The organism is Streptomyces sp. NPDC051555, from assembly GCF_044454405.1.
Lineage (GTDB): Bacteria > Actinomycetota > Actinomycetes > Streptomycetales > Streptomycetaceae > Streptomyces.
Genome location: NZ_JBITDP010000003.1, coordinates 486,023 through 498,001 on the forward strand (window position 1 = coordinate 486,023; position 11,979 = coordinate 498,001).

An 11,979-nucleotide genomic window follows, 5' to 3' on the forward strand; every position below is an offset into this window, starting at 1 on the left:
TCATGAGAAAGAGCATCTCCCTGCTGGCCGTGGCCGGTTCGGTGGCCCTGGGGCTGACCACCCCGGCCGCCGCCGCGGATCCCGTCCTTCCGCTCATCGGTCCGTCCGCCGTCGGCCTCCGGCTCCACCCGGGGACCCCGACGGGCGTGGCGAAGGAATCCCGCCTCGTCTTCACCCTGCCCGAACCGGCGGCGGGGGACGCGGCCCAGGTCCCCCGGGGCGAGGTCACCTTCACCGTCGACCTCGGCAAGCTCGCCGGGATCGCCGACGTCCGGGAGAACCCGGCCGTCGCCCACCCCGAGTGCGTGCGCGCCGCCGCCACCCTCGTCTGCAAGGACCCCGGTACCGCGGGCGTGCGCCCCGGGATCGACCTGCTGATCGGCGCGGCCAAGGGCAGCGCGGACGGCGCCGCCGCCGACCTCGCGGTGACCGCGACCCTCCAGGGCGCCACCATCCGGCCCGCCACCACCAAGGTGAGCGTCGGCGGCCCCGACCTGGTGATGGAGAAGCTCCCGCTCAAGGCCGACCTGGTGCCCGGGCAGAAGCAGCCCGTGGCGCTCGCCTTCGCCAACACCGGCAACCGCGCCGCCCACGGCGTGGTCCTCGAACTCACCGCCACCCGCGGCATGGAGTTCGTGGAGAGCTACGACAACTGCGTCACCCGCGGCGGCGGCCGGACCGCCGTCACCCTCTGCTCCTTCGAGGGCGACTTCGCCCCCGGCGAAGCCTGGGAGCTGGCGGACCCGCTGACCATCAAGGCCACCGAGCGGGCGTACGAGGACCAGCTCGGCTACGGCATCTACGAGACGGGCAGCCGTCCGGACGGGGCCTCCGCCCTCTCGACCCCGGCCGGCAAGGGCACGGGCAAGACCCTGGCCGTCAAGAAGCACGGGGCCGTGACGAGCGGCAAGTCCGCCACCGACCTCGAACCGGGCGACAACCGGCGCGAGTTCGCCTTCCGCACCGCCAACACCGCGGACTTCGGCGCCACCGGCGCCACCGTCCCGGCCAAGGCGGGCCAGACCGTCACGGCCGAAGTCGGCTTCCGCAACCAGGGCCCGGCCTGGATCGACCGCGCGCGCATCGGCGAGGCACCGGTCGCCGTGGCCCGTACCGACGTCCGCGTCCCGGCCGGCACCTCCGTCACCAAGAAGCCGGAAGCCTGCCGCGCCGTGAACGCCGACGGCAGCGAGCGCACGGCGCAGCAGCAGCTCGGCGCGCCCCGCTACTTCTGCGAGAGCGCGGCGACCGTGCTGGAGAACGGGAAGGAGGGCTACGCCTTCGAGCTGCGCGTGGACAAGATCGTCGAGGGGGCCGCGGGCAAGGGCTCCGTCTCCGTCGGCGAGGCGGGCCCGCAGGGGGTCACCCCGCACCGCTTCGACCCGAAGACGGGCAACAACACCGCCGAGATCGTCCTGGACGCCAAGGGCGGCGCCAGCCCGTCCCCGTCGGGTTCGCCGAGCGGCAGCCCGAGCCCGTCCACCTCGCCCAGCCCGACCACCTCGGTCTCGGCCGGCGCGTCGAGCAACACCGCGACCGGTGGCGCCGCGGGCGCCCAGGGCGGGAAGGGGCCGCTGGCCTCCACCGGTAGCTCCGCCGCGCCGCTCGCGCTGGGCGCGGCCATGCTGCTGGCGGCCGGTGGCGCGCTGTTCGTGGCGTTCCGCCGCCGCAGCGGGCGCGCGTAACGACGGGACACCGGAAACGGAAGAACGGCCGGCCCGGGGCGTCCCCTGGGCCGGCCGTTCTTTTCTGTGACCGGGCTGCTGTCCCCTGCCGTCCGGTCGTACGAAGGAGCGAGGTCCCACGACGCGCGCTCCACGGGGCGGGCGTCTCCATCGCTCCAGCGGAGCCACGCGTGGTTCTTGCGGGCCGCGCCTGGCTGGCACGGACAATCCACTCAACGCGGGGAGGTCGAGGCCGGTCACGGCCCGGACGAGTGACGAACAGGCGCGCGCGGGCCGCGGCGGGGCCCCGTCACACCCGGCCGCGGGACAACTCCAGCAGGGTCAGGGCCAGCGCGGTGCCCGACTTGCCGAGGGCGCCGCTCCAGTGCGAGAGCACCTCGTTCTCCCGTGACAGGTGCACCCGACGCCCGCCCGCGGCGATGCGCGCGTCCTGGATGACGGCCGAGACGGCCATCCGCTCCTGGATCAGCCCGATGATCCGGTCGTCGAGGGCGTCGATCCGCTCGCGGGAATCGGTGATCAGCTGCGCGGGGGTGGTGGCGGTGGTGGCGGTGGTGACGGACATGTTTTCCTCCGGTGGGGTGGGGGCCCGCAGGTCCGGGGGAACGCCAGAGCGCCCCGGTCCTGTCGGACCGGGGCGCTCTGGGAAGTCAGCGGCTCAAGCGAGCATCACGATGACCCATGGCGACCGGACCGGCCGGTGCCATAGGTAAAGAGGAAGCTCAGCTGCTTGCGCATGGGAGCGATTATTACCATCCGCCCCCTCCGCCGCCAAGTGCATTCGGATACTGAGACGCCTCGTCCCCGCGCGTGACCCGTGCGTGGTCGGTGGGAGGTGGTCGGTGGTGGGGGTCGCCAGGATCTATGCGCGGTTATGCGCGTACACCCACGCTCTATGCCCAGTAATTCTCCCGCAGGGCCCCGGAATCCCTAGCCGGCGGGACGAGCGCTGCCCGATGCTTGGCCCACCGGCTAGGGGAGGGGTGACGCCATGGCGCGTCGACGTGAGCAGGTCGAGCTCGGCAGGCGCTGCGCGCGCGTCCGCATCGTCGACGAACCGGCCGCCCCGGGGGCATGGAGCGGGCACCGGTGAGCACGGACTATCAGCAGGCACGGGAAGCGCTCGGCATACGGCTGCGCGAACTCCGGCTCGCCGCTGCCGACGGTCGGCTCACCGGTTCCGCGCTGGCCCGGCGGCTGGATTGGCCGCAGCCCAAGGTCAGCAAGTTGGAGAACGGCCGGCAGACGGCGACGCCCGAGGACCTGCGCGCATGGGCCGAGGGGACCGGTCAGCCCGAGGCCTACGACGAACTGCTCGCTCGGCTCCGGGGCTTCGAGAGCCACATCCGGTCGTGGCGGCGCCAGCTGAGCGCCGGGCACAAGCGCGTGCAGGACACGCACCTCGCCGCGCACGCGGAGGCGGCCGTCCTGCGGGGGTGGGAGTGCTCCATGGTCATGGGGATCCTCCAGACGCCCGACTACGCACGGTCGATCTTCACCCGGTACGCCGAGCTGCATCAGTCGCCCCGCGACACGGAAGAGGCGGTGCGTTCGCGCGTGCGGCGCCAAGAAGCGCTGTACGACCCGGCCAAGCGCTTCCACCTGCTCATGTGGGAGGCGGCCCTCCACGCCCGGATCTGCCCGCCGCCCGTGCTCGCCGCGCAGCTCGACCGGCTGCTGGGGGTGATCGGACTCGACACCGTCGAGCTGGGGATCGTCCCGTTCGACGCGGCGTTGAGCATCCCGCCCGCCACCGGGTTCTGGATCTACGACGACCGGCAGGTGATCGTGGAGACCTGGCACGCCGAGCTGTGGCTGGACGACGCCGACAGCGTCGCCACCCACCTCCGCGTCTGGGAGACGCTGCGGGAGTCAGCCGTGTACGGGGCCGACGCCCGGCGGGTGATCGGGGACGCGCGGCGGGCGCTCGCGCGGTGACGTGCGCCTCGGATGGTGCGACAAAGCGGGGGCCTGCGCCACCGGTAGAATCGACAAAACAGCCACCCTCTCCCGCCGGAAGGCCGCCCCGTGCCAGAAGCACCCTCCGCCGCCCACGACAGCGCCCCGGACACGGTTCTCGTCGTCGACTTCGGCGCCCAGTACGCCCAGCTCATCGCCCGCCGCGTCCGTGAGGCCCGGGTCTACAGCGAGATCGTGCCCAGCACGATGCCCGTGGGGGAGATGCTGGCCAAGAACCCCAAGGCGATCATCCTCTCCGGCGGCCCGTCCTCCGTGTACGAGGAAGGCGCGCCGCGCCTGGACGACGCCCGCGCCCTCTTCGAGGCCGGGATCCCGGTCTTCGGCATGTGCTACGGCTTCCAGCTGATGGCGACCACCCTCGGCGGCACCGTCGACAACAGCGGCGCCCGCGAGTACGGCCGCACCGCGCTGGCCGTCTCCAAGTCCGGCTCCACCCTGTTCGAGGGCACCCCGGCCGAGCAGTCGGTGTGGATGTCGCACGGCGACGCCTGCTCCGCCGCCCCCGAGGGCTTCACCGTCACCGCCTCCACCGAGGTCGTCCCGGTCGCCGCCTTCGAGAACGACGCGCAGCGGCTGTACGGGGTCCAGTACCACCCCGAGGTCATGCACTCCACGCACGGCCAGCAGATCCTGGAGCACTTCCTCTACCGCGGCGCGGGCCTGGCCCCCACCTGGACCACCGGCAACATCGTCGAGGAGCAGATCGCGCTCATCCGCGCGCAGGTCGGCGACAAGCGCGCCATCTGCGGCCTCTCCGGCGGCGTGGACTCCGCGGTCGCCGCGGCCCTCGTCCAGAAGGCCATCGGCTCGCAGCTCACCTGCGTGTACGTCGACCACGGTCTGATGCGCAAGGGCGAGACCGAGCAGGTCGAGAAGGACTTCGTCGCCGCCACCGGCGTGCAGCTGAAGGTCGTCGACGCGCAGGAGCGCTTCCTGACCGCGCTCGCCGGCGTCTCCGACCCGGAGACCAAGCGGAAGATCATCGGCCGCGAGTTCATCCGCGTCTTCGAGCAGGCCCAGCTGGAGATCCTCCAGGAGGACGGCCCCGCGGTCGCCTTCCTCGTGCAGGGCACCCTGTACCCGGACGTCGTCGAGTCCGGCGGCGGCACCGGCACCGCCAACATCAAGTCCCACCACAACGTGGGCGGGCTCCCCGACGACATCGAGTTCGAGCTCGTCGAGCCGCTGCGCCAGCTGTTCAAGGACGAGGTCCGGATGGTCGGCCAGGAGCTCGGCCTGCCGGACGAGATCGTCCAGCGCCAGCCCTTCCCGGGCCCGGGCCTGGGCATCCGCATCGTCGGCGAGGTCACCAAGGAGCGCCTGGACCTGCTCCGCGAGGCCGACGCCATCGCCCGCCACGAGCTGACCGCCGCCGGTCTGGACCGGGAGATCTGGCAGTGCCCGGTCGTCCTGCTCGCGGACGTCCGCAGCGTCGGCGTCCAGGGTGACGGCCGCACCTACGGCCACCCGATCGTGCTGCGCCCCGTCTCCTCCGAGGACGCGATGACCGCGGACTGGACGCGCATGCCCTACGAGGTGCTGGCCAAGATCTCGACCCGCATCACCAACGAGGTGCCGGACGTGAACCGCGTGGTCCTGGACTGCACGAGCAAGCCCCCGGGCACCATCGAGTGGGAGTAGGGGACCCGTCCCCACCCCGTCCGTACGAACGGAGCCGCCGTCCCCTTCCGGGGCGGCGGCTCCGCCGTTTCTCCGGCCGCTCCTCTCCGGCCCCACTTCGCTCTGGCCACTTCGACCGGCCACCGGTACCTTGCGCCGCGACCTCGAAGGACGCGAACGTGAAGGAGGGGCCATGGCCGAGGGGCACGTACGGACGCCCGCACCCGCACCCGTGCCCGTGGAGCGGCTCGGCTTCGAGCTGCCGCCGGTCTTCGCCACCGCCGAGGAGAGCCGCGCGCACCGCAAGCGGCGGCTGGCGGGCGCGCTGCGGCTGTTGGGGCGGCTCGGGTACGAGGACGGGGTCGGCGGGCACGTCACCGCCCGCGACCCGGAGTACGACGACTGCTACTGGGTGAACCCCTTCGGTCGGGCCTTCGCCGGCCTCGGCCCCGAGGACCTGCTGCTGGTCGACGGGGAGGGCCGGGTGGTCCGGGGGGAGCGCCGGGTCAACCAACTGGCCTTCGCCGTGCACGCCGCCGTGCACCGGGCCCGGCCCGAGGTGGTGTCCGTGGTCCGCGCGCACGCCCCGTACGGCAGGGCGCTCGCGGCGCTGGGCGAGCTGCTGGCCCCGATCACCCACGAGGCCTGCGCCTTCTACGAGGACCACGCGCTCCTGGATGAGTACGCGGGCGCCGGGGCGGACCCGGGGCGGATCGGGCGCGCGCTGGGCCCGTACAAGGCGCTGGTGCTGCGCAACCTCGGGGTGCTGACCGTCGGGGACTCGGTGGACGCGGCGCTGTGGTGGTTCGTCGCGGCCGAGCGGGCCGCGCAGGTGCAGCTGATCGCGCGGGCGGCCGGGAAGCCGGTGCTCATCGACCACCACGGCGCGGCCTCGACCCGGCAGCAGTTCGGCACCGACCTGGCGGCGTGGGTGAACTGCCAGCCGCTGTGGGAGCAGGTGGAGCGGCCGGAGCAGGAGGTGTGACACCCCGCCCCGCGGCGGTGGCGTCAACATCATGAACGGTTAATCACCTGCTCTGACATCGTGCGCAATCCGGAGCACTGCCGCAGTGGTGCACAATTCGCTGGCATTGCCCGGTAGTTGCGCGAAAGTAGTCAGAGAGGCGGCACGCACGTGGCTGTCCAAGAGATGCACAGAAGTACCCACGGCGGCGGCTGCACGTGTGACGACTGCCCACACGGCGCCCGGGAAGGCCACCGCCGCGCGGTCGAAGCCTTCCTGGAGCAGCGTGACGGGCTCGCCGCCGGGCAGGGCCTGCCCGCCGCCGTCGCCCGCTCGGCCGGGGCCTCCCGCCAGTGGGTGTCCGACGAACTGACGCTGTCCGCCCGGACGGTGGCCGCCCGCGGCCGGGAGGCCGGGCACTCCTGGCTCTACCTGCTCTCGCGCCGCGCGGTCCTCGGCGTGTGGATCGCCGCCGGGGTGCTGCTGCTCGTCCAGGTCGGCACCGCCGTCGGCAACGGGTGGAGCACGGCGCGCACCGCCGCGCTGCTGGCCGCGCTGGTGCTCGCGGGGCTGCTGACCGTGGCCGCCCGCGCCCAGACCGTGCGGGGCGGGCTGCTGGCCCCGATGGTCGGCGAGGACAACCGGCTGTCCACTTCCAAGACGGTGGCGTGCGCCTGGCTCGTGCTCACCGCCTTCGCGGCGCTGCTGCCCGCGGTGCGGCTGGCCGCCTCGACGCCCGGGCCGGAGCGGGTCGCGCTCTACGCCGGGCTCGGGCTGTGGCGCGCGCTGCCGCTGCTGGCGGTCGTGGCGCTGACCGCGGGCGTGGCCGTACTGGTCCGGCGGGTGGTCGCCGTACGGATCATGGGCCAGCGGCTACAGAAGCTGCCCGCGGACCGGCCGCGAGGGGCGGACCTGCTGACCGACGACGCGGGGCGCGGCAGCTTCCCCGACGCCCAGTACGCGCTGGTGTCCACGGTGGTGCTGGCCTTCGCGGCGGTGACGCTGGCCCGCTTCCCCGACCGGCTCCCGCGACTGCCGTGGGCGCTGGCGCTGCTGGTCGCGCTGTCGGCGGCGGTGTACCTGGCGGCCAAGTACGCGGAGGGCAGCCGCCCCCTGGTGCTGTCGGTGGTGCGGACCCGGGAGCCGGGGGACATCGACGCCTCCGTGCGGCCGGGGGACGACATCGAGATCCGGGGCGTGGGCTTCGTACCGCCCGGGGCGCAGACGCCCGAGATGCTGGCGCGGCTGGTGGTGCGGATCGGGACGGTGCACGTGCACGTGCCGCTGGTGCCCGTCGCGGGCGGGTTCACCACCCCGTCCGACACGGTGCTGACCGTGCCGGTCCCGGCGGAGGTGGAACCGGGGCGGGTCGACGTCCAGGTGGTGACGGCGGCCGGGGTGGAATCCAACCGGTGCAGCATCGACGTCGCGGAGTGAGTGGTGAGCGGTGAGCGGTGAGCGCAGTGGGGCGCACGGGGCGGGGCGGGCGTGGAGGCGCTGGGTGGATCGGGCGAAGGCGGCCTCCCGTCCGAGTACGCCCGGCGCGCACGCGGTACACAATGAGGCGTGAGCCGAACTGATGAGGTCCGCGACCGCCTGTCCCAGCTGCGCGCCGCGGGCGTGCGCCACGCGCTGTTGCCCCTGCGGATCTTCCTCGGCGTCACCTTCGTCTACGCCGGTCTGGACAAGCTGACCGACTCCGCGTTCCTCTCGGCCTCGGGCGACGGCTCCATCGGCGACCTGATGCGCGGGGTGCGCGACACCTCCGCGATCCCCGCCCTGGTGGACCTGGCCCTCAAGGCGCCCGTCGGCTTCGCGGTGCTGCTGGCCGTCGGGGAGCTGCTGGTCGGTCTCGCGGTGCTGGCCGGGCTCCTGACCCGGCTCGCGGCGGCCGGGGGCGCCCTGATCTCGCTCAGCCTGTGGCTGACGGTCTCCTGGACGGCGACCCCGTACTACTACGGCAACGACCTCGTGTACCTGATGGCCTGGCTGCCGCTGGTCCTGGCCGGGGCGCCCTACCTCTCGCTGGACTCCCGGATCCGGTCCTTGCGGTCGCGCCGCACCGCGTAGGTCGTCACGCCCACCAGCGCCGCCAGGGTCAGCCCGCCGAAGGCCAGCGGGAGGATCAGGAACCAGGGGACGTCCCGCTCGCCCGCGGCGTCCAGCAGGTACAGCACTCCCCCGGTCAGCAGGACCAGGCCCGCCAGCAGCCGTCCCGGTTGGAACTCATGACGCGGCACGGGCCACCTCCACCTGTCCGACACCCGTCTCCAGGTGCAGCTCGATCGTCCCGCCGGCCTCGGTGCCGGGAGCGGGCGCTGCGGTCGCCGTTCGCGTCGCGGGGTGCTGGATGCGCAGGTAGTCGCGGGTGTCCCCGGGCAGGCGCACCTCGCCCCAGGAGAGGCGGACGTCGGTCTTCGCGGTGACCTCGCGCGGCAGGATCACCTTCAGCCGACCCGCGTCGAGCGAGGCGCTGATGCGCAGCGTGGTCCCCTTGGGCACGTCCAGCCGGCTCAGGTCCAGCGTGGCCAAGCCGGTGCCCGCCGTGTAGGCGGGCCGCACGTCGGCCACCGCCGCCGGCCGCCATTCGATCCGGCGCCAGTCGGTGCCGATCTCCCGCGGCATCACGGTGGCCCCGGCCAGCAGCACAGCGGTGATCAGGCCCAGCAGCACCGTGCCGAAACCGGTCCGGCCCCGGATCGAACTGACCGCGAGGCCCAGGCCGAAGACGGCCAGCGCGCAGGCGAAGCCGATCTCCAGGGCGTGCCCCAGCGGCCCGGTGCGCCATTCGCTCGCGGTCCCCGCGATCGCGGCCAGCATCGCCAGGACGAAGACCCGCCCGCCGATGCCGCCGCGCGGGACGCTCGGGGCGGTGGCGCGCGGCGCCGGGGCCGCCGGGCCCGGGCCGTCGGCCGGGACGACGGCGTCGGCGGGCCCCCACAGGTAGCCGGTGGACCCGACCGGTCCGGTCGTACCGTCCTTGACCAGGGGGTCGCGCCACCAGGACGGGCGGCCGGGCGCGGGCGGTGCCTGGGTCTCCGGCGGCACCGGTCGGTGCCCCGGGCGCTGTGCGGCGCGCGCCGCCGCGGATCCCTGCGGATCGGGCGCGTCCGCCTCCGGCGGCTGGAGGTGGCGGCGGCGCTGGGACCAGTACGAGGCCCCGGCCAGCGCGAGCACGACCAGGACCGAGAACACCGCCATCGCGCCGTTGTCCGCCATGGTCAGGAACAGCGCGCAGCCCACCAGCGCGGCGAACACCGCCGCCAGCGTCGCGCCCTCGACCCGTCCGGTCAGCAGCTTCTTCGCCTCGCTGTCCTCCTCGCCCTCCTGGGGCAGCAGCAGCCAGGCGAAGCCGTAGAAGATCAGGCCGACGCCGCCGGTGACGGCGAGGACGCCCAGCACCACGCGGAAGACCACCGGGTCGAGGTCGAAATGCCGGCCGAGGCCCCCGCACACGCCCGCGAGGACCTTGTCGCGCCTGCTGCGGCGCAGCGGCGGACGGTCGGCGGGGTCCGCCGCCGGGGGCGTCGCCGGGGGCGGAGGGGAGTCGTGCACTTCGGTCATGGGTCCATGGTGCCGGGCGGTCCGGCCGAGCGGCACCGGGCCCGACCCTGGCGCAACCCTGATATCCCCCCGACGGAACTGGGGGGCTGCCCTGATGTCCCGGACCCCTCGCGCGTGTGACCATCGGTGACATGCCCGCACCAGCCGCCCCCCGCACACCGCACGCCCACGCCTCCGCCTCCGCCGAGACCACCGACATCCCGCCGCGCAAGCTCTACCGCAGCGCCGACGGACGGATGCTCGGCGGCGTCGCCCGCGGGCTCGCCGGGCACCTCGGGCTGCCCGTGCTCTGGGTCCGGCTCGCCTTCCTCGGCACCTTCCTGTTCGGTGACGGCCTCGGGGTGCTGCTCTACGCCGCCTTCTGGGTGTTCGTACCGCTCGGCGTCGGCGGCCGCACCGGGCACCGGTCCTTCTTCGAGACCCTGGCCGACGGCAGCAGGCGGCTGCGCAAGCCCGACCGGGGGCAGGTCACCGCGCTGATCGCGCTCTTCGTCGGCGCGGGCATCTTCATCTCGAAGCTCCAGGCCGGGGACCAGAAGGCCGACCGCTACATCTGGCCGACCCTGCTCGTCGGCGCCGGCGTGGTGCTGGTGTGGCGGCAGGCCGACAACGCCCGCCGGGCCCACTGGAGCTCCGCGGACGGCCGGCACGGTCAGCTCCTGCAGATCGCCCGCGCGCTCGCCGGGGTCGTCCTGGTCGGCGTCGGCCTCACCGTCTTCATCGTCGTACGGGGCTCCGCGGCCCAGCTCGGCAACGTCCTCACCGCGACCCTCGCCGTCCTCGTCGGCGTGGCCCTGCTGGCCGGCCCCTGGCTGATCCGGATGACCCAGGACCTCTCCGAGGAGCGCCTCATGCGCATCCGGGCCCAGGAGCGGGCCGAGGTCGCCGCCCACGTCCACGACTCGGTGCTGCACACCCTCACCCTGATCCAGCGCAACGCCGAGGACGTCGGCGAGGTCCGGCGCCTGGCCCGCGCCCAGGAGCGGGAGCTGCGGAACTGGCTCTACAAGCCCGAGGGCACCGGCAAGGACGAGGACGAGGAGCCCGACACCCTCGCCGAGGCCGTCAAGAAGACCGCCGCCGACGTCGAGGACCACCACGGCGTGCCCATCGAGGTCGTCGTGGTCGGCGACTGCCCGCTCGACGAGAGGCTGGTCGCGCAGGTCCAGGCCGCGCGCGAAGCGATGGTCAACGCCGCCAAGTACGGTGGCGAGGGCGGGCCCGTCCAGGTCTACGCCGAGGTCGAGGGCCGGACGGTGTTCGTGTCCGTACGGGACCGGGGCCCCGGTTTCGACATCGACGCGGTACCCGACGACCGCATGGGCGTACGAGAATCGATCATCGGCCGGATGCAGCGCAACGGCGGGACCGCGCGGCTGCGGTCCGCGCCCGACGGCGGCACGGAAGTCGAACTGGAGATGGAGAGGGCGGCGATGCCGGCATGACCGAGGACAACGCGAGCACCACGGGCGAGGCCGTCGGTGGCGAGACCCGGAGGGTCAAGGTGGTGCTCGTCGACGACCACCGGATGTTCCGCACCGGCGTGCAGGCGGAGATCGGCGAGACGCCGCGCACGGGCGTCGAGGTCGTCGGCGAGGCCGCCGACGTCGACCAGGCCGTCACAGTCATCACCGCCACCCGGCCCGAGGTGGTGCTCCTCGACGTCCATCTCCCCGGCGGCGGCGGGGTCGAGGTGCTGCGGCGCTGCGCCCCGCTGATGTCGGCGGCCGAGAACCCGGTGCGCTTCCTGGCACTGTCCGTCTCGGACGCGGCCGAGGACGTCATCGGCGTCATCCGGGGCGGCGCGCGCGGCTACGTCACCAAGACCATCACCGGCGCCGACCTGGTCGACTCGGTCTTCCGGGTGCAGGACGGCGACGCGGTCTTCTCGCCCCGGCTGGCGGGCTTCGTCCTCGACGCCTTCGCCTCGACGGACGCGCCGCCGGTCGACGAGGACCTGGACCGGCTGACCCAGCGCGAGCGCGAGGTGCTGCGGCTGATCGCGCGCGGGTACGCCTACAAGGAGATCGCCAAGCAGCTCTTCATCTCGGTCAAGACGGTCGAGTCGCACGTCTCGGCGGTGCTCAGGAAGCTCCAGCTCTCCAACCGCCACGAACTGACCCGCTGGGCGACGGCGCGCCGCCTGGTCTGACCGTCCCGTAGGCG

At 73.7% G+C, this 11,979-nt stretch carries 11 protein-coding genes; 8 read left to right on the forward strand and 3 right to left on the reverse strand.

What is annotated here, in order from left to right:
* Positions 1-2: 2 nt before the first annotated feature.
* Positions 3-1,685 carry an LPXTG cell wall anchor domain-containing protein gene (locus ACIBEA_RS10695; RefSeq protein WP_399259457.1) on the forward strand — a complete coding sequence of 561 codons (1,683 nt, stop codon included), beginning with the start codon at positions 3-5 and terminating at the stop codon, positions 1,683-1,685.
* A 289-nt stretch (positions 1,686-1,974) separates the two neighbouring features.
* Here the strand turns inward: ACIBEA_RS10695 and ACIBEA_RS10700 are convergent, their stop codons facing one another.
* Complete coding sequence (locus tag ACIBEA_RS10700) at positions 1,975-2,250, reverse strand: chorismate mutase (RefSeq protein WP_399259458.1); 276 nt, start codon at positions 2,248-2,250, stop codon at positions 1,975-1,977.
* Between the two features lie 524 nt (positions 2,251-2,774).
* Here ACIBEA_RS10700 and ACIBEA_RS10705 point away from each other — a divergent pair.
* The 5 genes from ACIBEA_RS10705 to ACIBEA_RS10725 all read left to right on the forward strand — a co-directional run bounded on the left by ACIBEA_RS10705 (position 2,775) and on the right by ACIBEA_RS10725 (position 8,319).
* Positions 2,775-3,623 (forward strand): helix-turn-helix domain-containing protein, encoded by an 849-nt coding sequence (locus ACIBEA_RS10705; RefSeq protein ID WP_399259459.1) that lies wholly within the window; start codon positions 2,775-2,777, stop codon positions 3,621-3,623.
* Positions 3,624-3,713: 90 nt separating this feature from the next.
* Positions 3,714-5,306 (forward strand): glutamine-hydrolyzing GMP synthase, encoded by a 1,593-nt coding sequence (gene guaA, locus ACIBEA_RS10710; RefSeq protein WP_399259460.1) that lies wholly within the window; start codon positions 3,714-3,716, stop codon positions 5,304-5,306.
* A 172-nt stretch (positions 5,307-5,478) separates the two neighbouring features.
* Positions 5,479-6,270, forward strand: a complete 792-nt coding sequence (locus ACIBEA_RS10715; protein WP_399259461.1) for a class II aldolase/adducin family protein — start codon at positions 5,479-5,481, stop codon at positions 6,268-6,270.
* 150 nt (positions 6,271-6,420) lie between these two features.
* Positions 6,421-7,686, forward strand: coding sequence for a hypothetical protein (locus ACIBEA_RS10720; RefSeq protein WP_399259462.1), 1,266 nt, complete (start codon positions 6,421-6,423; stop codon positions 7,684-7,686).
* A gap of 129 nt (positions 7,687-7,815) precedes the next feature.
* On the forward strand, positions 7,816-8,319 hold the full coding sequence (locus ACIBEA_RS10725; protein WP_399259463.1) for a DoxX family protein: 504 nt from the start codon (positions 7,816-7,818) through the stop codon (positions 8,317-8,319).
* On the opposite strand, the gene ACIBEA_RS10730 is transcribed toward ACIBEA_RS10725, so the two are convergent.
* Positions 8,265-8,489 (reverse strand): hypothetical protein, encoded by a 225-nt coding sequence (locus ACIBEA_RS10730; protein WP_399259464.1) that lies wholly within the window; start codon positions 8,487-8,489, stop codon positions 8,265-8,267. The genes ACIBEA_RS10725 and ACIBEA_RS10730 overlap by 55 nt on opposite strands.
* Positions 8,476-9,813 (reverse strand): PspC domain-containing protein, encoded by a 1,338-nt coding sequence (locus ACIBEA_RS10735; RefSeq protein WP_399259465.1) that lies wholly within the window; start codon positions 9,811-9,813, stop codon positions 8,476-8,478. Before ACIBEA_RS10735 ends, ACIBEA_RS10730 begins: the two co-directional genes overlap by 14 nt.
* A 131-nt stretch (positions 9,814-9,944) precedes the next feature.
* Here ACIBEA_RS10735 and ACIBEA_RS10740 point away from each other — a divergent pair, with 131 nt between their 5' ends.
* Positions 9,945-11,258, forward strand: coding sequence for a PspC domain-containing protein (locus tag ACIBEA_RS10740; protein ID WP_399259466.1), 1,314 nt, complete (start codon positions 9,945-9,947; stop codon positions 11,256-11,258).
* Entirely contained in the window at positions 11,255-11,965 is a 711-nt protein-coding gene (locus ACIBEA_RS10745) for a LuxR C-terminal-related transcriptional regulator (protein ID WP_399259467.1), read from the forward strand. Before ACIBEA_RS10740 ends, ACIBEA_RS10745 begins: the two co-directional genes overlap by 4 nt.
* Positions 11,966-11,979: the final 14 nt, after the last annotated feature.